This window comes from Zhengella mangrovi, from assembly GCF_002727065.1.
GTDB classification, from domain to species: Bacteria; Pseudomonadota; Alphaproteobacteria; order Rhizobiales; family Rhizobiaceae; genus Zhengella; species Zhengella mangrovi.
This window is the reverse complement of record NZ_PDVP01000016.1, coordinates 1-22,204: the sequence shown is the minus strand read 5'-3', so window position 1 is coordinate 22,204 and position 22,204 is coordinate 1. Positions and strand designations below refer to the sequence as shown.

General features: G+C 65.3%; 20 protein-coding genes. 14 read left to right on the top strand and 6 right to left on the bottom strand.

Going from position 1 to position 22,204, the window contains the following annotated elements; genetic code table 11:
* Window positions 1-43: 43 nt before the first annotated feature.
* Complete coding sequence (locus tag CSC94_RS19460) at window positions 44-1,477, bottom strand: UdgX family uracil-DNA binding protein (protein WP_099308045.1); 1,434 nt, start codon at window positions 1,475-1,477, stop codon at window positions 44-46.
* A complete protein-coding gene (locus tag CSC94_RS19455; RefSeq protein WP_099308044.1) occupies window positions 1,477-2,706 on the bottom strand; it encodes a putative DNA modification/repair radical SAM protein in 1,230 nt (409 codons plus the stop codon). The genes CSC94_RS19460 and CSC94_RS19455 overlap by 1 nt, the downstream gene beginning before the upstream one ends.
* A 183-nt stretch (window positions 2,707-2,889) precedes the next feature.
* Here CSC94_RS19455 and CSC94_RS19450 point away from each other — a divergent pair, with 183 nt between their 5' ends.
* Together CSC94_RS19450 and CSC94_RS19445 are read left to right on the top strand one after the other, a co-directional pair.
* Complete coding sequence (locus CSC94_RS19450; RefSeq protein WP_099308043.1) at window positions 2,890-3,237, top strand: hypothetical protein; 348 nt, start codon at window positions 2,890-2,892, stop codon at window positions 3,235-3,237.
* Between the two features lies 1 nt (window position 3,238).
* The gene (locus CSC94_RS19445) at window positions 3,239-5,185 is read left to right on the top strand and encodes a pyrroloquinoline quinone-dependent dehydrogenase (protein WP_099308042.1); all 1,947 of its coding nucleotides are present in this window, start codon (window positions 3,239-3,241) and stop codon (window positions 5,183-5,185) included.
* 10 nt (window positions 5,186-5,195) lie between these two features.
* On the opposite strand, the gene CSC94_RS19440 is transcribed toward CSC94_RS19445, so the two are convergent.
* A complete protein-coding gene (locus tag CSC94_RS19440; protein WP_099308041.1) occupies window positions 5,196-5,957 on the bottom strand; it encodes an enoyl-CoA hydratase-related protein in 762 nt (253 codons plus the stop codon).
* An 80-nt stretch (window positions 5,958-6,037) separates the two neighbouring features.
* Entirely contained in the window at window positions 6,038-6,808 is a 771-nt protein-coding gene (locus CSC94_RS19435) for an IclR family transcriptional regulator (protein WP_165784516.1), read from the bottom strand.
* Window positions 6,809-6,987: 179 nt separating this feature from the next.
* Here CSC94_RS19435 and CSC94_RS19430 point away from each other — a divergent pair, with 179 nt between their 5' ends.
* From CSC94_RS19430 to CSC94_RS19380, 11 genes are read left to right on the top strand one after another with little or no spacing between them, the layout of a single operon-like run.
* Window positions 6,988-7,887, top strand: coding sequence for an MBL fold metallo-hydrolase (locus CSC94_RS19430; RefSeq protein WP_099308039.1), 900 nt, complete (start codon window positions 6,988-6,990; stop codon window positions 7,885-7,887).
* Window positions 7,888-7,907: 20 nt separating this feature from the next.
* Window positions 7,908-9,512 carry an FAD-binding oxidoreductase gene (locus tag CSC94_RS19425; protein ID WP_205853366.1) on the top strand — a complete coding sequence of 535 codons (1,605 nt, stop codon included), beginning with the start codon at window positions 7,908-7,910 and terminating at the stop codon, window positions 9,510-9,512.
* 41 nt (window positions 9,513-9,553) lie between these two features.
* Window positions 9,554-10,810 (top strand): 3-isopropylmalate dehydratase large subunit, encoded by a 1,257-nt coding sequence (locus CSC94_RS19420; RefSeq protein WP_099308038.1) that lies wholly within the window; start codon window positions 9,554-9,556, stop codon window positions 10,808-10,810.
* Between the two features lie 8 nt (window positions 10,811-10,818).
* A complete protein-coding gene (locus CSC94_RS19415; RefSeq protein ID WP_099308037.1) occupies window positions 10,819-11,328 on the top strand; it encodes a LeuD/DmdB family oxidoreductase small subunit in 510 nt (169 codons plus the stop codon).
* 22 nt (window positions 11,329-11,350) lie between these two features.
* Window positions 11,351-12,214, top strand: coding sequence for an isocitrate lyase/PEP mutase family protein (locus CSC94_RS19410; RefSeq protein ID WP_099308036.1), 864 nt, complete (start codon window positions 11,351-11,353; stop codon window positions 12,212-12,214).
* A gap of 48 nt (window positions 12,215-12,262) precedes the next feature.
* A complete protein-coding gene (locus tag CSC94_RS19405; RefSeq protein ID WP_099308035.1) occupies window positions 12,263-13,393 on the top strand; it encodes an ABC transporter substrate-binding protein in 1,131 nt (376 codons plus the stop codon).
* A gap of 59 nt (window positions 13,394-13,452) precedes the next feature.
* A complete protein-coding gene (locus CSC94_RS19400) occupies window positions 13,453-14,328 on the top strand; it encodes a branched-chain amino acid ABC transporter permease (protein ID WP_099308034.1) in 876 nt (291 codons plus the stop codon).
* A 2-nt stretch (window positions 14,329-14,330) separates the two neighbouring features.
* Entirely contained in the window at window positions 14,331-15,290 is a 960-nt protein-coding gene (locus CSC94_RS19395) for a branched-chain amino acid ABC transporter permease (RefSeq protein WP_205853365.1), read from the top strand.
* Window positions 15,287-16,066, top strand: coding sequence for an ABC transporter ATP-binding protein (locus tag CSC94_RS19390; RefSeq protein WP_099308032.1), 780 nt, complete (start codon window positions 15,287-15,289; stop codon window positions 16,064-16,066). Before CSC94_RS19395 ends, CSC94_RS19390 begins: the two co-directional genes overlap by 4 nt.
* Window positions 16,059-16,766 (top strand): ABC transporter ATP-binding protein, encoded by a 708-nt coding sequence (locus CSC94_RS19385; RefSeq protein ID WP_099308031.1) that lies wholly within the window; start codon window positions 16,059-16,061, stop codon window positions 16,764-16,766. The genes CSC94_RS19390 and CSC94_RS19385 overlap by 8 nt, the downstream gene beginning before the upstream one ends.
* A 13-nt stretch (window positions 16,767-16,779) precedes the next feature.
* The gene (locus CSC94_RS19380; protein ID WP_099308030.1) at window positions 16,780-18,348 is read left to right on the top strand and encodes an alpha/beta hydrolase; all 1,569 of its coding nucleotides are present in this window, start codon (window positions 16,780-16,782) and stop codon (window positions 18,346-18,348) included.
* An 87-nt stretch (window positions 18,349-18,435) separates the two neighbouring features.
* On the opposite strand, the gene CSC94_RS24300 is transcribed toward CSC94_RS19380, so the two are convergent.
* On the bottom strand, window positions 18,436-18,660 hold the full coding sequence (locus CSC94_RS24300; protein ID WP_133122938.1) for a hypothetical protein: 225 nt from the start codon (window positions 18,658-18,660) through the stop codon (window positions 18,436-18,438).
* Between the two features lie 379 nt (window positions 18,661-19,039).
* On the opposite strand from CSC94_RS24300, the gene CSC94_RS19375 reads away from it, so the two are divergent.
* Window positions 19,040-21,118 carry an FG-GAP repeat domain-containing protein gene (locus CSC94_RS19375; protein ID WP_099308029.1) on the top strand — a complete coding sequence of 693 codons (2,079 nt, stop codon included), beginning with the start codon at window positions 19,040-19,042 and terminating at the stop codon, window positions 21,116-21,118.
* A 50-nt stretch (window positions 21,119-21,168) separates the two neighbouring features.
* Here the strand turns inward: CSC94_RS19375 and CSC94_RS19370 are convergent, their stop codons facing one another.
* Entirely contained in the window at window positions 21,169-21,933 is a 765-nt protein-coding gene (locus CSC94_RS19370) for a hypothetical protein (RefSeq protein WP_205853364.1), read from the bottom strand.
* Window positions 21,934-22,204: the final 271 nt, after the last annotated feature.

Here is a 22,204-nt window from a genome sequence, read left to right as displayed (position 1 = left end):
AGCAGCGGGATCTTGACGGTCGCCTGCGGGCCGCCGTCCACCCTCAGGCGCCAACGATCGCCTTCGCCCTGGCGAGGTCGTCCACGAAGCGTTGCCGGGCCTCGGCAGCGACAGACGGTTCCCGGATCCGCAGCAGATAGGCCGGGTGCCAGGTCAGCAGCACCGGCTGGCCGCTGTTCGCGTGCTCAATCGTGCCCCGCCGCTTCTCGATGCTGCCGCCCTGTCCTGTCAGGGCCAGCGCGGCGGTGCTGCCCATGGCGACGAGCAACTTCGGGGCGACCGTTGCGACCTCGAAATCGAGCCACCAGCGGCAAGCGGTCACCTCGCCTGTATCGGGCCGCCTGTGCAGCCGGCGCTTTCCCCGCGGCTCGAACTTGAAGTGCTTGACCGCATTGGTGAGATAAACCGCGTCGCGATCCAGGCCCGCATCGGTCATCGCCTGGTCGAGAACCTTTCCGGCCGGGCCGACGAAGGGTCTTCCGGCAAGGTCCTCGGTGTCGCCCGGCTGTTCGCCGACAATCATCAGCCGCGCGTCCTGCGGGCCTTCGCCGGCGACCGCCTGTGTCGCGCACTGCCCGAGCGGGCACCTGCGGCAGGCATCCAGCGCCGGTTTCATGCCTTGCAGCGACAGGTCCCCGTCAGGGCTTTCGGCGGCCGGGCGCACGAACCGCATCCGCTCCACGTGCGATGGCGGGGCGGACGGCATGGCCTCCTGCATCCGGCGGGCACGTTCCGGGGCCGCCCTAATCAGACCGGGGATGAGGTCCGCCTCCGGAAGGTTCTTCCAATATTTTTTCGGCATTTCGGAGGTCATGGCCGACACCATCAGCCGGGCCGGGTTGAAGATGCTGGAGAAATACGTCCGCCAGAGCTCCTCACTGGCGTCCGGGGGCGGGGGCGTCCGGTCGCGGGTTTCCTCGAACGAGAGGTTTCCACCCTCGAATTTCGCTGTCAGGTCCGGCGTGGCGATGACCCAGTCCATGTCACCGAAGCGCCGGGCGAAGAACGGCGCCGCCGTCTCGACGACATGATGGTCCGGCTCGAACCAGGCCGCGAAGGCGCGTCTTCCCGGCGACACCGGCCCGACCTCGCGAAAGCGGACAAACGCGTGCATCTTGTGAATGTCGCGACGGACCGCCTTTTCCAGTTTGAGCAACCGGCCAATGGTGCTGTCGGAGCGGTCCCCCCATCGCAACCGGCGGCGGTGCAGGCCAACGAGCGCGGCATAGCCGTGGGAAAAGCGTTCGCCGTCGCGGTGGCAGAGCGCGGTCTCGATCGCCTCGACAGCGCTGCGCGGGACCCGGATGGTTGCGCCGGGCGCCGGGAGGGCGGGTGCGTCGTCGGCGAAGAGGTCGGCTGAGGCCTCGCCCACTGACCAGAGGACCTCTTCCGGTGCCGCGCCATTGCCGAGCAGGGTCCTGGCGTGACTGCGCCAGGCCGCGATGGTGCCGATCCGGGGAAGACGGACGTGGTGCATCAGAACAGGCTTTGCTGAACGGGTGGCGGGGCAAAACGGGCCCGCAGGTTCTCGTCGTCGGGCAGGTGGCCCGGTGACCAGCCCGGCAGGCTGATGAAGGGCCGGGCATGGCGCATGACGCAGCCGATCCGGACCAGGTCCTCGTAGCGGATGGAGCGGTGCCGGCGTGCCTCCAGGATCCGCTGCACGGAGCGGGTTCCGAAGCCTGGCACACGCAGGAGCAGTTCCCGCGATGCCCGGTTGACGTCGACCGGGAACATCTCGCGATGGGTCAGGGCCCAGGCGAGTTTCGGGTCGATGTCGAGATCGAGCATGCCAGAGGCCGGCGCGATTTCGCCGGAATCGAACTCGTAGAAACGCATCAGCCAGTCGGCCTGGTAGAGGCGATGCTCGCGCATCAGAGGCGGCCTGATCAGCGGCAGGCTCCGGGAGGAATCGGGAATGGGAGAAAAGGCGGAGTAGTAGACGCGGCCCATCTTGTAGGACGCGTAGAGCCTGGAGGATGTGGACAGGATCTCGGCATCGGTTGCCTGGTCCGCTCCGACGATCATCTGGGTCGATTGCCCGGCCGGGGCAAAGGTCGACGCGCGGCGTCCGCGAAAGGTCTTCTCCCGGGCCGCCTCGCGGAGGGCCCGGACATCGGCCATGGCCCTGCGGATCGTCAGGGCGGACTTTTCCGGCGCCAGTGTGCCGAGCGCCTGTTCCGTGGGCAGTTCGACATTGATGGACAGCCGGTCGGCCCACTTGCCGGCCTCTTCGACCAGTTCGGGTGCTGCATCGGGAATGGTCTTGAGGTGGACATAGCCCCTGAAGTTCTCGCGCTCGCGCAGTGTCCGCACAACGCGCACCATGTCGGCCATGGTGTCGTCGGGGGAGCGTATGATGCCGGACGACAGGAACAGGCCCTCGATATAGTTCCGCCGGTAGAACTCGACGGTCAGGTGGACGATCTCGTCCACGCTCAGGCGTGCCCGCTCGATCCGGCTGGAGACACGATTGACGCAATAGGCACAGTCGTAGATGCAGAAGTTCGTCATCAGGATCTTCAGCAACGATATGCACCGTCCGTCCGGCGCATAGGCGTGACAGATCCCGGACCCGCCGGACGACCCCAGCCCCTTTCCGTCCTTCGAATCGCGCCGCTTCCCCCCGGATGAGGCACAGGACGCGTCATATTTCGCGGCATCCGCAAGGATTGCCAGCTTTTCGTTCAGGGTTCGCTTGACCATTCGTTCACTTTATGTTCTCGCCGCTCCGGCATCAAGCACGGGATCGTTGAAGATGAACGCCGACCTTGCATCGAACGCCGCGGCAGATGGCGGCAGACCCTTTGGCGGGCCGCCCGGTGCTGTCCAACAGGAACCAATCGAAAGGCGGAGCGTTGTTCCCGGGCCAGCGAAAGGTGTGATCCCATGCACCAAAGACACTTCCTTTTCCTCTTTCTTCTCGCGGGCGTGGTGGCCTTGGCGGCCGCGCTCCGGCTCTATCTCATTCCGCTGACCGGCGTGACCGGAACGGCCGGCGCGGCGCTTGCCGTGCTGTCGGCGCTGGCGCTGATCGTCGCGGGGATCGTCCTGCTGACGAGTGACCGGCCGGCGTTGCGTGGCCTCTTTCTCGTGCTGTCGTTCCTCGGCGCCGCCGGCCTGCTCGCGGCCGGCTGGTTCCTGCACGGCTGGATCATCGTCGCGGCGATGGGTGTTGCCCTGCTGGCGCTGCTCGGCCTCCTCGTCTCCCGTCCTGAAACCAAAGCGACTGCCTGACATGAAACCCGTCCTTGCCGCCGCCCTTTCCGTTTGCCTTGCCGCCGGTTTCACCCCTTTCCCGGATTTGTCGGCGCAGGCGCAGACCGCGCGATGGGACACATTCCACGGTCAGCTCAACGGGCAAAAGTATTCGCCGCTGAACCAGATCAACGCGGACAACGTCGGGGATCTCGAACGGGTCTGGACCTATCACACCGGCGACGTGTCCGACGGGTCCGGCAGCAAGCCCGAAACCGTCTGGTCGGCCACGCCCATCTATGCCAACGGTACGCTCTACATTGGCACGCCGTTCTACCGGATCATCGCGCTCGATCCGGCGACGGGCCGTGAAAAATGGACCTTCTCGTCCGACAGCACGCTGGAGGCGCTGACCCAGCCCGCGCTGAAGAACCGCGGGGTCGCCTATTGGGAGGCCGCGCAGCCGGTCCCCGGCGAGGCATGCCAGAAGATCGTCTACCTCGGCACGATGGACGCCCAGTTGTTCGCTGTCGACGCGGACACCGGCCGGCCGTGCAAGCGCTTTGGCCAGGATGGCGTCGTCGACGTCAACCAGTGGAACACGACCAACGATCGCTGGCCGCTTTCGGTGCTGCAGCCGCCGGTCATTGCCGGCAATCACCTGATCCTCGGCTGGGCCGGCAAGGACTGGGCCTTTGCCGAGGCGCCTCCCGGCGCGGTGTTCTCGCTCGACCCGCAGACGGGCGAAATGCAGTGGAAGCTGGACACGCTGCCGGAAAGCGTGCGCCGGAAAACCGGAACGGCCAACGTCTGGGCCGGTTTTTCCGTCGACACCGAGCGCAACCTGCTCTTCATGCCGGTGTCGTCGCCGTCGCCCAACTACTGGGGCGGAAACCGGACGGAAAAGATCCCGCTTGCCACGTCGACCACGGCCGTTGATCTCGACACGGGCAAGGTCGTCTGGTCGCGCCAGTGGGTGCACCACGACATCTGGGACTACGACATCAATTCGGCGCCGACGCTGATGGACATCACCGTGGACGGCAAGACCATCCCGGCCCTGATGCAGGCCACCAAGATGGGGTTCCTGTTCGTCGTCAACCGCGAGACCGGCGAGGATGTGTGGCCGATCGAGGAACGCCCGGTGCCGCAGGGCGACGGCTCGGTGAAAGGCGAAGTCTATTCGCCGACCCAGCCCTTCCCGACGAAGCCGGCGCCGCTGCTCGACCAGTCGAAAAAGCCGGGTGTCTGGTGGATCGCCGATGCCGTGGGGCTCGGCTCGTGTTCCGCGCTGTTCGACAAGCTGTCCTATGACGGGATGTATTCGCCGCCGACCACGAAGGGCAAGGGCGTCCTGGCCTATCCCGACAGCGCCGGCGGCGTGCAATGGGGCGGTGTCGCCTTCGATCCGGACAGCCAGACAGCGGTCGTCAACACGTCGCACATCGTCCAGTACATCAAGCTCTACGACCGGAAATCCTACGATGCCCGGAGTGGTGGCGCCGGCAACGAGAACGGGTTCTACCCCCAGGAAGGGGCGCCCTACGGCATGGAACTGGCCAACGCGATGAACTGGGCCGGCATGCCATGCTGGAAACCCCCCTTCGGCGAACTGGTGGCCATCGACATGCACAGCGGCGACGTGAAATGGCGCCGGCCGCTCGGCGCGTCGCAGAAATACGGCTTCTACATGCCCGAGTCGCTCGGCTCTCCGACGCTCGGCGGTCCGGCCGTCACGGCCGGCGGCGTGATCTTCATCGGCGCGTCGATGGACTCGAAGGTCCGGGCCTATTCACTCGCCACGGGCAAGGAACTGTGGTCCGACATCGTCCAGGCTCCCGCGGTCGCCAATCCCGCCGTGTTCGAACACGATAGACGCGAATACGTGGCCTTCGTGGCGGGCGGCAACTCGATCATCAAGAAGCAGGTGGGCGACGCCGTCGCGGTCTACGCGCTTCCGAAGGCCGACATCGCCGCGACCCACTGACCGGCCTTCGTCACTTGCGGTCGAAGAATTCGGCGATCCGGGCCTTGACCGCCGGCGACCTGCCGGCCTCGCCCTGCAGGTCGCGTTCCATGGCCAGTTGCTCGCTTTCGCCGAAGTCCGATGCCTGGAAGATCAGCTTCTTGGTGGCCGAGACGGCGGCCGCGTCGCGCCCGGCGAGGCGCTGGCAGATCGCCAGCGCGGAAGGAACCAGCGCGTCGTCGTCGACGACGTCCCACACCAGGCCCCAGCGCTCGGCGCGCTCGGCGGGAATGCGGTCTCCCAGCAGCATCATGCCCGAGGCCCGGATGCGGCCGAGAATGCGCGACAGGTACAGCGTGTTCCCGGCATCGGGCACCAGGGCGATGCCGACGAAGGGCTCGTAGAAATAGGCCGAGCGCCCGGCAATGACGATGTCGGCGGCAAGCGCGATGCCGACCGCCGCCCCGGCGCACGGGCCGTTGACGGCCGACACGATCGGCAGGCGCGAATGGCGCATGGCCTCGACCAGCGGGTTGAAGTGGCGCTCCAGCACGGTATCCAGCGCCGGTTCGGCATCGGGATCGACGGTCGACAGGTCGTAGCCCGACCCGAAGGCGCGCCCGGCACCGGTGAGCAGGACGGCACGAACCGAGGCGTCGTCCTCAGCCGCTCGCAGGGCATGAACGAGTTCGTCGGCCGTCTCGTTGCGGTAGGCATTCAGCCGGTCGGGCCGGTTGACCTCCAGCGTCAGCACGCCGTCCGTCTGCGTGCATTTTATGTCCGTGTAGTCCAAGCCTGTTTCTCCCGTTCGTTATCATGCACGAGCGGGCGAAGGGCCTGCCCGTCATCCTGCTTTCGTGCCGCCGGCCGCGTTCAGCTTCCCAGTGCCCGCGCCACCCGTGCCGCGGCCTCGATCATGCGACCGAGGTAGCGGGGCTGGTCGTCGCCGCGCATTTGCGGGGTCAGCCCGGCCATCGACAGCGCACAGATGATCTGGCCTTCGGCATTGAGCACCGGAACGGCGATGGCCGCGAGGCCCAGTGTCACATCGTCCTCGGCATATTCCCAGCCACGCTCGCGGATTTCGAGGAGGTGGCTGCGGAAGGCACCGGCATCGGTGATGGCATGGGGCGTCACCGGCAGGAGCGGTTCGGACAGGACCCTGTCGATCTCCTGATCGGGCTGGTAGGCGAGAAGCAGCTTCGGTGCGCCACCCGAGTTCAGCGGCAGGGTGCCGCCCACCGGCCACCAGTGAACCTCCATCCCCTGCATGTCGTGGATCCGCTCCAGGCAGAGCGCGGTGTGATTGCGATAGACCGACAGGAACGTGGTGAGATGAAGCTCGTTGGCGATCGCGGTCAGTTCCGGCACGGCGACGGAGCGCAGGTCGAAATCGTCAACGACGCTTGCCGCCAGTTCCCGCAACAGCCGGCCGAGCCCGTAACGCTGCGAGGCCGGGTCCTGCACGATCAGGCCCGAGTTCATCATCGTCAGCAACAGGCGCCGCGTGGTTCCCTTGTCGAGCCCGGCTGCCGCAGAGACTTCCGCAAGCGACTGTTTCGGCTGGCTTCTGAAGGTTCGCAATATGTCGGCGGCGCGCGTCACGGCGCGGACGTTCCCCGTGTTCTTCTCCTGCTGATCCATTCCTGCCCTCATCCTCCCGAAGTTGCGGCGCCGGGGCAAGTGGCGCGCATTCGCCTTACTATCCATCGAAACAGATGGCAATTTGTCAAGATCGTTTCACGATACGAAATGCATTTTACCTGTTGACACGATTTTTCGACACTGTTTAGCTTGTTGCGAGGAACGGGAGGATCAGTGTCATGCTGGCATGGCGCATCGGAGACGTGACGATCGAGCGGGTCGAGGAGTTTTCCTCGCCCGGATTTCACCCCTCCCAGCAGTTTCCCGATTTCGACCTGTCGGTGTTCGACGCGTTTCCCGAACTGCGTTCGATCGACCGGATCGATCCGGAGACCGGGCATACCTTCGCCAGCATCCACACGTGGCTCGTCCGGTACGGCGACGAAATCATCCTGGTGGACACGGCGTCGGGCAACGACAAGGAGCGGCTTGATCCGAAGTACGGCCGCTTCCACATGCTATCGACGGACTATCTCGGCGAACTGGCCCGCCACGGCGTGTCCCCGGAAGACGTCGATGTGGTCGTCAACACGCACATGCACGTTGATCACTCGGGCTGGAACACCCGGCTCGCGGATGACCGCTGGGTGCCGACCTTTCCGAATGCGCGCTACGTCTTCGGTCGCGAGGAATATGCCAACTGGCAGCCGGGCGGGGTGACGGCAGAGGCGCAGCCGGAAGGCCGCCCGGTGATCGTGGACAGCATCGATCCCATCGTGGAAGCCGGACTGGTCGACTGGGTCTCGGACGGCGACGAGTTGCGCAAGGGGCTGACCTTCCGAGCCGCGCCGGGCCACACCAGCGGACAACTGGTGCTGGAGGTCGTGTCCGGCGGCGAGACGGGCGTCTTCACCGCCGACTGCATGCACCGCGCGATGCAGGTCTTCAAGCCGGACCTCAACTGTTTCCTGTGCGAGGACAACACGCTGGCGCCGGTGACGCGGGCGCGCCTGCTGGAACGCTGCGCGGACAGCGACGCCCTGATCTTTCCCGCCCATTTCGACCGGCCGCATGCCGGGCGCATCGGGCGCCGGGACGACGGGGGCTTCCGCTTTGTCCCCGTCGCGCCGCGTGAATGAACCGAGGAGGAGCCGTGGCCATGGCCGATGCCCAGATGAAACCGGATGCCGTCTCCGCCGCGCTCTCCGCCCTGGCCGGGCTCAAGGGCAGCGGCTTTCGCGATGACGAGGAGACGCGTGCCTATTACGCCAATGACGTGTTCTGGCAGCCCGGCGTCCGCCCGCTCGGCGTGGTGATGCCCGAGGATGCCGCCATCGCGGCGGACGCCGTCGCGCTCTGCACGCGCGCCGGCATCGCCGTCGTTCCGCGCGGCGGCGGCATGTCCTACTCGAAGGGATACCTGCCGGCGCGCGAGACCGCGGTCGTCTTCGACATGCGCAAGCTGGCGCGGGTGGTCGAGGTGAACGCGGACGATCTCTACATCACCGTCGAGGCGGGATGCACCTGGGAGCAGGTCAACGCGGCGCTGGAAAAGACCGGCCTGCGCACCGGCTACTGGGGGCCGCTGTCGGGGGTGAACGCCACCGTTGGCGGTGCGCTGTCGCAGAACAGCGCCTTCTTCGGATCCTCGCTCAACGCCACGGTCGCGGAATCGGTGATCGGGGTGGAGGTGATCCTGGCCAACGGCGACCGGGTGCGGACCGGTTCCGGCGGCCGGCATGGCGCCAAGCCGTTCAGCCGCGAAGGCGGGCCCGACCTGACGGGGCTTTTCCTGGGCGACAACGGCGCGCTGGGACTGAAGTGCGCGGCGACGCTGCGGCTCTGGCCGGCGCCCGCCGAGGTGGACTACCTCTCCTTCGGTTTCCCGTCCATGGCCGACATGGCCGCCGTACAGGTGGCGCTGGCGCGCGAACGGCTGGTGTCGGAAGGGTTCGGGATCGACCGGACCAAGGCATCGCATTCCGCCTCGGTGAACCGCATTTCCGACGGGCTGAAGACGCTCGGCATCCTGGTGCGTGGCGGCAAGACCGTCGCCTCGGGCATCAAGGACGCCGCGCGTGCGGCGGCCGGCGGCGCTTCCTTTCTCAAGGATCACGCCTTTACCCTTCACCTCGTGCTCGAGGCCCGCAACGGCGAGGAACTGAAGACCTCGATGGCACGGGCACGGGCCATCGGCAATGCGCACGGGGTGGAGATCGAGAACACCGTCCCGAAGGTCATGCGCTCCAAGCCGTTCAGCCCGGTGCGCGGCATGCTCGGGCTCAACGGCGAGCGCTGGGTGCCCATCCACGCCGTGTTCCCGATGGGCGACTGGAAGCGGGTGGTCGAGGCGAACGATGCCTTCTTCGCCGAGCGGAAGGCGGAGATGGACCGCCACGGAATCGTCTACTCGGTCATGACGATGACGGTTGGCGGAGAGTTCTTCATCGAGCCGGCGTTCTACTGGACCGACGAGATCACCGACCTGCATGCGCGAAGCGTGGGCGAGGACGTGGTCCGGCCCTGGCGCGACCGGCCGGCCAACGAGGCCACGCGCCGCGCCGTCGCGGACCTGCGGGCGGCGACGCAGGACCTCTACATCTCGCTCGGGGGCGTCAACTGGCAGGTTGCCCGCGACTATCCGTTCAAGTCCGTGCTGGAACCGGCGACCTACGCGCTCCTGACGGCGCTGAAGGATGCGGTCGATCCGGACGGACTGATGAATCCCGGGTCCCTGGGGCTCGGTTCCGACCAAACCCGATAGACAATTGACCGGCGCGCCATACGCCGGCGGGAGGAGATGGCATGGGTCACACGATCACCGAGAAGATCCTGGCGAGAGCGGCCGGTCTGCCGAGCGTGCGTGCCGGCGACGAGATCATGGCCAAGCCCGATTTCGTGCTTGCCTATGACTTTCCCGGCTACACCGACGTCTATTTCAAGCAGATGAAGGAGGAGTTCGGCATCGACAAGGTTGCCGAGCCGGAGCGCTACGGCATCTTCATCGACCACATGGTTCCCGTCGCCACGCCGAAGGAAGAGGAACTGCACGAGGGAACCCGCAAGTGGTGCGCCGAGAACGGCGTGGAACTGTTCGAGCGCCGCGGCATCGGCCACCAGGTGGCGGCCGAGGTGGGCTTCGCGACGCCGGGCGCCTTCGTCGTCCATTTCGACGGCCACATCAGCCAGCTTGGCACCTACGGCACGCTGGGGATCGGCATGCGGCGCAACGTGCTGGAGGCCTTCGTCCGCGAGAAGGTCTCGATCAAGGTGCCGGAAACCGTTCGGGTGAACCTGACCGGTTCGCTTCGGCCCGGCGTCATGGCCCGCGACGTGTTCCACCATATCGTCCGTGTCCTCGGCCCGGCCTCCTGCCGCTTCCAGGTCATGGAACTGGGAGGCGACGGACTGGAAGGCCTGACGACGGAGGGCATCCAGTCGATCACCTGCCTCGCCATGTTCACCGGTGCGCTGACCGCCATCGTAAACCCGGACCAGAAGCGCCTCGACTACGCCCTGCCGCGGGCGCGCAAGAAGCTGGAGCCTGTTTCCAGCGATCCGGACGCGACCTATGCGGCGGTGCACGAGATCGACCTGTCGGAACTGGAACCCATCGTGGTCGTTCCGCCGACCCCGGCGAACACGAGGAACCTGTCGGAGTATGCCGGGCTCGAGGTCCAGACCGGCTACCTGGGATCCTGTGCGTCGGGCCGCCTTGAGGACATCGAGATCGCGGCGAAGATCCTGGAAGGCCGGCGGGTCAAGACCGGGTTCAGCCTTCACGTCATTCCCACCAGCCAGGAGATCATGGCCGAAGCGGCACGGCGCGGCTACATCTCCACGCTCGTCGAGGCGGGGGCTTTCGTCTCGTCGCCAAGCTGCGACTACTGCTTCGGCCGCATCGCCACGATGACGGAAAACCAGCGCGCGGTTTCGACCGGCACGCTCAACGTCAAGGGGCGGATGGGCAGCCCGGATTCGGAAATCTATCTGTGCAACGCCGCGGCCGTGGCCGCTTCCGCGATCGAGGGGCGGATCGCCGACCCCCGCAAGTATCTTTGAGGCCGGCCATGGCACTGCAGAATCTCAAGGGGCGGGTTGCCTTCATCTTCGAGGAAGACGATTTCGACGTCGACCAGATCGTCGGGGTCAAGAACATCAAGATCCAGGACGTCGACGAACTCGCCGCGCTGGCGATGACGTCCTACGACCCGGACTTTTCAAAAGAGGTGCGCAAGGGCGACGTGATCGTCGGCGGGAGGAACTTCGGCTACGGCCATCCGCACTATCCGCCGATGAAGGCGCTGCGCCACCTGGGCATTGCCGGCGTCCTCGCGGAATCCTTCTCGCCCGGCTACTGGCGCGGGGAGATCTCGATGGGGTTTCCGCAATGCAGCTGTCCCGGCATCCGCGCGGCGGTCAAGCGCTGGGACGAGATCGAGGTGGACTGGCCGGCGGGCGTCGTGCGCAACCTGACGCAAGGCACCGAGATCCCGTTCGAACCGCTGGCGCACAGCGACGCGCTGATGCTCGAGGCCGGCGGCCTGCTTCCCTACCTGAAAATGAATCCGGCCGGCTGAGGCCCAAACGAGAGGTGTTCCCATGGCACGCATGCCTGATCTGAAAGCCCGGGCCACGGCCCAGAAAACCGTCTGGGCAGCCGGCGCCTACGATGCCCTGTCCGCGAAGTTCATCGAACATGCCGGATTCGACGCCGTCATGACGTCGGGCTTCGGCATTTCGGCGAGCCATCTCGGGCAGCCCGATGCCGAGCTCTACACCATGTCGGAAAACCTCGCGGTGACACGCCACGTGGTCAATTCCGTCAACGTGCCGGTGATCGCCGACATCGATACCGGCTACGGCAATGCCATCAACGTGATGCGCACCGTGCGCGAGTTCGAGGCAGCCGGGGTCACCGCGGTGATCCTGGAGGACCAGGTGGCACCGAAGCGCTGCCCGATCTGCGTGGCCGGCGTCGAAGTGATTCCCCTCGACGAGGGCATTTCAAAGATCGAGGCCGCCGCCGCGGCGCGCCAGGATCCGAACATGCTGATCATCGCGCGCACCGATGTCGTCGACCATGCCGAGGCCATCGAGCGCGGCAAGGCCTATGCGAAGGCAGGCGCCGACATCATCCAGCCGATCTCGAAGTGCTTCAACTCGATCGAGGGCCTGCGGGCGATGCGCGAGGGATGCGGTGTGCCGCTGTCGCTGCAGGTGCTGGGATGGCTGGAAAAGGACCTGTCGCCGGAGGAGATCGAGAGCGTTGCCGGGATCGCCACGTTCCCGCTCGTGCCGCTGATGACGGTCGCCCACGCGCTGCAGGAAAACCTGGCGCAACTGGCCCGGACGCACAGCTCCCAGGGCCTGCCGCGCCCGGTGACGGGGCACAACGAGTTCATCGACTTCATCGGTTTCAGCAAGGTGGAGGAACTGCAGCTGAAATATCTCCGCGCCGGCTGAACGATCTGCGGGCAGGAAACACGTTTGTTCAACAGGGAGGACTATGGAATGAAGAAGACGAGATGGATTTTGACGGCTGCCGCGGCCTTGCTCGCGGGCAGCATCTTCGGTGCCAGCGCGGAAGACAAGGCGCCGGTTCGCATCGGAACGATCGCACCGCTTTCGGGTCCCGGTGCTTTCGACGGCCAGCTCGCCGTCGAGGGCATGGAGGCCATGGCCGCGCTCATCAACGAGAAGGGCGGCGTCCTCGGCGGCCGCAAGCTCGAACTCGTCAAGTATGACGACAAGGGCAACCCGGAAGAAGGCGTGAGTGCCGCCAAGCGGGCCATCGAGCAGGACGACGTCGACGTCATCGTCGGCGGCTGGTTCTCGTCGGTGGCGCTGACGATGAAGGAGGTCACGCGCGACCGCATCCTCAACATCATGACGAGCACCCAGCACCCGAACACCACCAAGGAAGGGCACAAGTATCTCTTCCGGCTGAACGCCACGTCGACGATGATGTCGGACACCTATTCGAAGTTCATCTGCGACAAGATGGGCCTGAAGACCATCGCCTTCATCACGATCAACGACGACTACGGGCGCCTCGAAGTCGAGAACTACCGCAAGCTGCTCGGCCAGTGCGGCATCGAAATTCTCGGCAACGAGTTCTACAACAAGGAAGATACCGACTTCACGACGGCGCTCACGAAGCTGAAGGCGCTGAACCCCGATGCCATCTACGTCTCGGCCATCAACACGGCCCAGGGCGCGACGATCTATCGCCAGATCAAGCAGACGGGCTACCAGGGCACGACGATCGCTTCGGCCGGCAACATGAACCCGAAGCTGGTGGAACTGTCCGGCAAGGCGCTTGAGGGCGTCTACTCGGTGTCGCTCTACGCCCCGGACAGTGACAACCCGCGCCTGAAGGCATGGGCCGAACAGTACGGCAAGATGTTCTCCAACGAGCCCGCCTTCATCGGCACGCTCGGCGCGCAGGCGGTGGAACTCATCGCCGGCGCCATGGACGAGGTCGGCGACGCGCGCGACTACGAGAAGCTGGCGGCCGCGCTGAAGGCGCATCCCTGGGATACGCTGCTCGGCACCATCACCTTCGACGACATCGGCCAGGCGCAGCAGAACATCTACCTGGTGCAGGTCAAGGACGGCAAGATCACCTCCGTCAAGGAATAAGACCCTGATCCTCGGGCGCGTGCACCGGCGCGCGCCCGCCACCAGCCTGGGGGGAGTTCGTGGACTATATCGTTCTTGCACAGCAGATCGCCAACGGCCTGGTCAACGGCATGACCTACGTGCTGATCGCAACGGGCCTGACGCTTGTTTTCAGCGTGCTGCACATCATCAACTTCGCCCACGGCGAATTCTACATGCTCGGCGCGTTCTTCACCTATTTCGCGGCGAAGCTGCTCGGCGTGGACTATATCTCGGCCGCGGTGATCGCGACGCTCGCCGTCGCTGCGCTCGGCGTTCTTGCCAACCGGCTGTTCTTCTGGCCGCTGCGCAAGGAACATGAATTCACGATCCTGCTTTCCAGCCTGGGCCTGGCGCTCCTGCTGACGAACGGCGGCGAACTGCTGTTCGGTGCCGACCCGAAATATGTCGACAGCCCGTTCGCCGACAGCATCGTCCAGGCCGGACAACTGGTCGTCACCCAGCAGCGCGTGCTGATCTTCGTGGTCGGCGCGGTGATCCTGCTGGCGCTCAATCTCTTCATCCGCCATTCGCGCATGGGCAAGATGATGCGCGCCACGGCGCAGAACCCGGAAGGCGCGGCGCTGACCGGAGTCAATATCCGGCAGGTCTACACGGTCACCTTCGTTCTGGCCTGCGGCCTTGCGGCCCTGGCCGGCGCGCTTGTCGGCCCGACTGCCATGATCTTTCCCACCGTCGGAAGCTGGGCGGTTCTCAAGGGCTTCATCGTCGTCATCCTCGGGGGGCTGGGAAGCATTCCCGGCGCGCTGATCGGCGGCCTGTCGCTGGGGGTCATCGAGGCGCTGGCCGGCGGCTACATCTCGCTGGGCTTTGCCCAGGCGATCGGCTACGCGATCATCATCATCGTCCTGCTCTGGCGTCCCCAGGGGCTTTTCGGAATCGCGCGGAGGACATGACCATGCCGAGCCGGATCCTTCTTCCGCTGGTCATCGTGCTGGCGCTGGCCGCTCCGTTCCTGACGGCCAATACCTATTTCCATCACCTCATGGTGCTGTGGATGCTGTTCTCGCTGCTGGCGCTCAGCCTCAACGTGATCATCGGCTACATCGGCGAACTGAGTTTCGGCCACGCGGCCTTCTTCGGGATCGGCGCCTACACGGCGGCCCTGATAGGGATGAACTTCGGCCTTGCCGGCATTCCGGGCCTCGTCCTCGCGGCGATCGTGGCCGGGCTGTTCGGTTTCGTCATCGGCTACGTATCGCTGCGCATCGTCGGGCCGCAATTCGCCATCCTGACGCTGGGCTTCGGGTCGATCATCTACACGATCACGAATTACTGGGTCGACCTGACGCGCGGACCGATGGGCATTTCCAACATCCAGCCGCTCGGCCTGTGGGGCGAGGGCGGTCCGGCACTGACCGGTGCGCGCGGCTACTACTACCTGACGCTTTTCCTGGTGATCGCCTTCGCCTACGCCTGCCATGCGCTGCTGAACAGCCGGACGGGCCGCGCCTTCATCGCCACCCGCGAGAACGCTCCGCTTGCCGCATCGCTCGGCATCGACGTCTTCCGCATCAAGCTGCTCGGCTTCGTGGTCGCGACCGCGGTGGCCGGCGTGGCCGGCGGCGTCTATGCGCATTACCTGACCGTCATCACCCCGGACGTCATGAGCCTGCAGTATGTCGCCGCGCTGATCATCATGGTGATCGTCGGCGGCCGCGGCACGATTGCCGGGCCAATCATCGGCGCACTGATCTACGTGGCGCTGCTGGAGGCCCTGCGGGCGCTCGGGCCGTTGCGGCTCGTCATCTTCGCCGCGTTGCTGACGGCTTCGGTCATCTTCCTGCCCGGCGGCATCGTCAGTCTCTGGCGCCGCATCACCGGCGAGGACACCAGGCCCCGGGAGGCGGCGGAATGAGCGAAACACCCATCCTCGCCGTTTCCGGCCTGACCAAGGCGTTCGGCGGCCTGACGGCGGTCAAGGACGTCGACCTTGTGCTCAACAAGGGCGAAATCCTCGGTGTCATCGGCCCGAACGGGGCCGGCAAGACGACCTTCTTCAACGTGATCGCCGGCTCCATGCCACCGACCGCCGGCACGGTGCATTTCAAGGGAACCGACTGTACCGGCATGCGGTCGGACCGCATGGCGCGGCTCGGCATGACTCGGACCTTCCAGATCACGAGCCTGTTTCCCGCGCTGTCGGTGATCGAGAACGTGCGCGCGGCGACCTACCGCTTCACGCGGACCGGCTGGATGGGCTCGCTCCTGCGCAGCGGCGCCTGGCGTGACGAGGAGGCCGGGGTCGACCGGGCCGCCATGGAGGCGCTGGAGTTCGTCGATCTCGCGCACCGGGCCGATGTCAATGCCGAGGCGCTTTCCTACGGCGAACAGCGCAGGCTGGAAATCGCCATCGCCATTGCTGCAAAGCCGGACCTGTTGCTGCTGGACGAACCGGCGGCCGGCATGAACCCGGAGGAAGGCCAAAGGCTGGTCGGCATGATCCGCGGCATCCGCGATACCGGCATCTCGATCCTGCTGGTCGAGCACCACATGCGGGTCGTCATGGGCGTTTGCGACCGGGTGGCCGTCATCGACCACGGCATCAAGATCGCCGACGGGACGCCCGCCGACGTGGTCAACAATCCGGACGTCATCAGGGTCTACCTGGGCAGGGAGGCCGTCAATGCTTGAGATCAGCGATATCGTGGTGCGCTACGGCCGGCGCGAGGTGATCCATGACCTCTCGCTCACCGTCGCGGAAGGCGAGGCGGTCACGCTGGTCGGCTCGAACGGGGCCGGCAAGACGACGACGCTCAAGACCATTTCGGGCATGCTGCGGCCGGTATCCGGCACCATTTCCTTCGACGGACAGCGGATCGACCGCATGGAGCCGCACGACATTATCGCACTCGGCGTGGTGCAGGTTCCCGAAGGCCGGCTGCTGTTTCCCGACATGACCGTCTACGAGCATATCGAGCTGGGGGCGGCGCGTGCCCGGACGGACGGTCTCACCTTCGCCCAGCGGGTCGAGTGGGTGCACGACCTGTTTCCGATCCTGCTGGAGCGGCGGGACCAGAAGGCCGGCACGATGTCCGGCGGCCAGCAGCAGATGCTCGCCATCGCCCGCGGGCTGATGGCCAACCCGCGCTGCCTGATGCTGGACGAACCGTCGCTTGGCCTGGCGCCGATCATGGTCGACCTGCTCGAAGATACCATCCGCAGCCTGAACGAAACCGGCATGACCGTGCTGCTGGTCGAGCAGAGGGTCGATCTCGCCCTGCGCCTGGCAAAGCGGGGCTACGTGCTGGAAACCGGCAAGGTCGTGCTGGAGGACGCGGCGGCATCGCTTCTCAACGATCCCCGCGTCAAGACCGCCTATCTCGGCATCTGAACGGAGCAGCACCATGGCGCAGCCCACCCCCCGTTACGTGACAACCGCGTCAGGCCAGGTGCGGATCTGGCAGGCGGGGGAGGGACCCGACCTCGTCGTGCTGCCGGGCCTGATCCAGTCTGCCGAGGGCGTGGCCGCACGCACGGCCGCCGCCTGTCCCGGCATGCGCGTGACGGCGCTGGAACTGCCCGGGATCGGCGGCTCGGCCGGGATCGATCCGGCCGGTGCGGGCCGTTGCGCGGATGCCCTGGCGGAGGCCTTGCGGTGGACCGGGAATGCGGTTGCCGCCGTCATCGGGTTCGACCTGTCGGCCCCGCTTGCGGCGCTGCTCGCCGAACGCCTCGGCGGGACCGCGGCATTCGGGATCGCGACGGACCTTGCGGCGGGATGGCAACGGGCCGGCATCCGTCCGCCGGACCTCGAGCCAAGGCAGGATGGCACGCATCTCCAGGCCCTCTGGAGCTTCCTGCGCGACCGCCACCTGCTGATGGCGGACAATCCCGGCCAGCCGGCGACCGGAGGCGACGCCATTCCCGATGCCGCCTCGCTGTCGACCACGTTCAACGCGGCCGCCGTGCGGCCCGACCGGTTCGCTTCCCTTTGGACCCTTTGCCTGTCGCTTCCTCTGCCCGCCGCCATGCCGACCACCGACCTGGCGAACCTCCTCGGGCAGCTGGAGCCGGCCGGCCGCCCCATGCCAGACACCCAGCCGGAACCGGCCTCGGCCCTCACCGATGGCCGGATCTGGCACGAGGATATCCTGACCCGGCGCGGGTGGTTGCACCTTCGCCGTTCCGGTGCGGGCGGCCGGCCGGTCCTTGTCATTCCGACCGGCGGCGGTTCGTCGTCGCAATTTGCGCCCGTCGTCCAGGGGCTCGCAGAAGGGCGGGCGGCCTTTTCGGTGGATTACCCCGGCAATGGCCTTTCCGGGAAATGGACCGATCGTCCGACCATCGAAAGCCTGGCGGAGGACATGCTGGCGCTGCTCGACGCGATGGGCCTCGAGACGGTGGACATCTGGGGATCGCACACCGGCGCGCTGGTGGGGCTCGAACTGGCCATCCTGGCGCCGGAACGGGTCGGGCGCCTCGTCATGGAAGGCCCCGTCTTCATCTCGGCCGATTTCCAGGCGGACCTGCTGGAGAACTACTTTCCGCCGATCCGGCCGGACAAGTGGGGCATGCACATCCCGCTTATCTGGAACTGGCGGCGCGACCTGTTCATGTTCTGGCCGTGGTACCGGGTCGAGCGCGCGGCGGCACGGCAACTCGGCGTGCCGGATGCCTGGCAGTTGCACAATTACGCCATCGGCATCCTGCAAAGCGGCGAAACCTATGACGGCGCCTACCGCGCGGCATTCTCCTACGATACCCGCAAGCGGTTGCCGCTGCTGACGCGCCCCGCGCTCATCTGCGCAGGACCGAACGACATGCTGAAAAACGCGCTGGACGAGGCCGGAGACTTTGCGCCGCCAGGTCTCGTCGATATCCGGGAAACACCGACAACGGTCTGGTGGCCCGATCCGGATCCCGCCGCCGCGGCCCAATCGCTGCAACTATACCGCGATTTCCTCGACGGATAAGCGGTTGCGTGGACGAGGCCGGATTTCCCGGCGCGATGCCAGTCGCGGCCCTGTCGTCCTTGTCGCTTGCCCGGTTTTACCCCGAATTCAATTTTTGAAACGGGGACCTAAATACGTGCGTGACCTGCAATGAATTTTCCCGGCGCATTCGCCGGGCCTTTTTTGAAGTATTTCTTCAAAATCATCATCCTGTTTTCGTCCTGTCTGCGAGTTCGTCAGCTTCTGCTTTGCCGGTTTGAGCGAAGCGCTTCCACGCTTCGTCAAAATCCATATCGAGATAGAGCGGCGGTTCATGTTTTTGCCGTCTGTCATGCGATCAGTTTCTTGTAGGTCAGGCGTCTTGGCAGGTTGTGCAGCAGCGCATGAACGCGGTCGCCCGGGTGGTTGCCGCCCCGCTTTCCATCGCAGCGGCGGAGCGCATGCTCGAAACCTCGCTTGCCAGCCTGTCCAATTGTGTGGCCCTGCAGGACATCCCGGAAATGCCGGCAGCCGTCCGCGCCGGCGCCGGCGTCGCGGAACAGTTCCGATCCGCCGGATGCAGACCCGCAGTCGTTTCAGGTCTCCGCCGCTCTTCACCGGTCTGTGTGGAAAGACCGGTGAGTATCCGCAACGGAGCTTTTGACCCTGTCCGGTCATCCTGCCATGTTGTTTGCAGGTGGACTTCTGAAAAAGACTTGAGGGGATATTGCCAATGATCCGTGCGCCTGGGCGAGCGTGGAAACTGCGCGCGAATTTTCGCGTCATTTGGCCGGGAATGCTTGTGTTGTCGGCGATGCTGACGGGCGGCCAGGCCTGGTCACAAAGCACCAATTATGCGCCGCCAACACAGTATTATGGTGTTGGCTCCGGGGTTGGGTACATAAACGAATCGGCAACAGGCGATTTCAATGGAGACGGGCGAACCGATGTCGTGGTTGCACGCTCCTATTACCCGCTTCAGAACCAGGGAATACCGATCCAGATCTACCTCAACCTGCCGCGCGGGATCATCGACGGCACCAGTTCCGTCATCAATGGCAGTGTTCCGACAACCGTTCATCCGCGTGGCTCGGTGATCGCGGATTTCAATGGCGACGGCAAGGACGACATTTTCATAGCCGATCACGGCTACGATGCCTCGCCGTTTCCCGGTGCGCAGAACGTGCTGCTGCTGTCGCGGACTGATGGCAAGCTGGAAGACAAGACGGCCACCAACCTGCCGCAGGTTGTCGACTTCTCCCATTCGGCGACCGGCGGCGATATCGATGGCGACGGGGATATCGATATCTACGTCGGCAATATCTGGGGCCAGCAGCAGATCGGTCCCTATTTCCTGATCAACGACGGCTCCGGCAACTTCACCGCCGACGACAGCATGCTGCCATTGAGTTTCCGCAGTCTCAGCGAGAAATTCACAAGCAGCCTGCTCAAGGACATGGATTTCGATGGCAATCTGGATCTTGTCTTGGGTCCGCACGATCCGAATGGTCCTCGGCAAAACGTGCTGATGAAGGGTCACGGCGACGGCACGTTCACCTATACCCGGCTTGGTCCTATCCGGTCCGGCTACAATGACAGTGTGCATATCGCCGTCGAAGACATCACACGGGATGGTCTTCCCGAAATCCTGTTCTCGATCGTGCCGCCGGGATATGCCCATGCCGGCATTCAGGTCTACACCGGCAAGGCAGACGGCAGCTTCGTCGAGGTGCCGGAAAGCGAACTAGCGTTCTTTTTCACGGCCTACGACTTCAACGCCAGCAGCTGGATCAAGAGCACTTTCACGCCGCGCCTGAACAGCGGTGACTGCCTGCCGGACGTGGCGTTCGATCTGGTTGCGGAAAGCCCCAGGTTCCTCATCAGCAACCTGCCGGACAATCCGTTCGTCAATCCCGGCATCGATACCGGTTGGATGACACAGACCGAGATCCTGGACGTCGACGGGGACGGTGCGAACGATATCTTCACGGCCAATTCGACCGACGCAACGATAACGCGGCAGATCACCCCACCCGGTTGCCCCATCAAGCTTGTTTCCGCGGTGCTGCCGACCAGCCGCTCGGTCCAGGTGGGCCAGACCGCGACAATTTTCGGGGCCATGATCAATCTGTCGACGTCCGTAGACGCCACGAACTGCCGCGTGAGAATGACGGCACCGATCGCAGGCAGGTTTGACTACCAGACCACCGATCCGGCCGGCAACCAGCTGACTGGAAGCCCGAACACGCCGGTCAATATTCCGCCCCGCGGAGTGCAGTCCTTCGTGCTGGCCTTCACGCCGAGCGAACCAATGACCGGCCGGGAACTGGGCTTCGGGTTCGTCTGCGACAATTCCGACACGGCGGCGGATATCGTCCGCGGGGTCAACACGTATAGCTTCTCGGCCTCGACGGGCCCGGTTCCTGACATCATCGCCATCGCCCAGACCCCGGCGCCCAATGACGGTGTGGTACGGATCCCGACGCCGGGCGGTAACGGTGTCTTCGCCATGGCGGGCATCAACATCGGTGCCCCGGCGACCCTCAACGTCGCGCCGGTTATCGGCAACGGCCTGCCGGTCACTGCATCGATCTGCCAGACGGACTCGATGGGCGCATGCCTGTCGCCGCCGTCAGCGAGTGTCGCGGCGCCGTTCGCGACCGACCAGGTCCGCACCTTCACGGTCTTCCTGCAGGACCAGGGCGAAGCCGTTGCCTTCGATCCCGGACGCAACCGGATCAAGGTCGAGTTCCGAAACGCCAATGGCGGCGAGCTTCACGGCTCGACCGGACTGGCCGTCATGACGCAGTAGGCGGCACAGGGCCGGCACGCGCCAAGCGGGCCGGCCCGTCCGTCATGCGATCATGGAAGAAAGACCTTCCGCACGTAGACCGGCACGTCCATCACGGCGATGATCTCCTCGGAGCCATCAAGGACCGCGCCCAGGTCCGTCACGGTGCTGGTCATGCTGAACTTTCCGCTGGACGGCTTGCCGACGGCGGTGCTGGCGACCAGGTCAACCAGCTGTTCGTAGCGATAGATCCGCGAGAAGTCAGGCTTGGCGGCCGAGTGGGGGAAAAGCTGCCCGGGCGCCCAGCTGCGCTTGCCGGTCTTGTAGGCGAGCGAGAAGACGAGTTCACCGCCTCCCGCGGGCTTTATCCGCCATTCGTCGGTGCTTTCGCGCCCGCCATTGGCCGGGCCGGCGAGCGACGTCGTCCGCTCGATCTCCGCTGCTGTCGCCACGCTGTAGGGGTCGCGATCCGGAACCGTGGTGATCATCCGGAAGACGTACATGCGCACGGCATCATCCTTCTTGCCCAGCCCGACCAGGACGGCCGCGCGCCGGCTTGGCGGATCGAGGGGCTTTCCCTCCGCATCCATTTCCAGCACTCCGTCGATGAGAGCCAGGAGCAGGTTGGATCCCTTCATCGGCCCGCTCGGGAAGGGAACCGATGTCCAGCCCTCCGGCATCATGGCCTGAACGCCCTGGGCGTTGGCTTTCACGCCGACGAGGACCCGGCTGTCGATATTCGAACCGACAAAGGTTTCCGCGCGTGCTGCGACGGCGAGCGTGGCCAGTGCCACGGCGGTGACGAACGTTCGAAGTGCCGACCGAATAAGCATCATGCTGTCCTCCTCCATTTGCGATGATGAAAGAGTGCTTCCAGGCACGGCCGGCGGCATTGATGGTCATCAACAGGGAAATGGCGGCACCCGGCCGGCACGGCGTGGCATTCCAGCCTGGAACGGCGGATGTGAAAACCGTTGGTGATCCCGGCAGGATTCGAACCTGCGACCCTCAGATTAGGAATCTGTAAATTGGTTGATGAAGCGATTGCGAGGGAATGCTATTAAGTACGCAATTTCCGTATTTTATGCGGATCACTCGAACGGTATC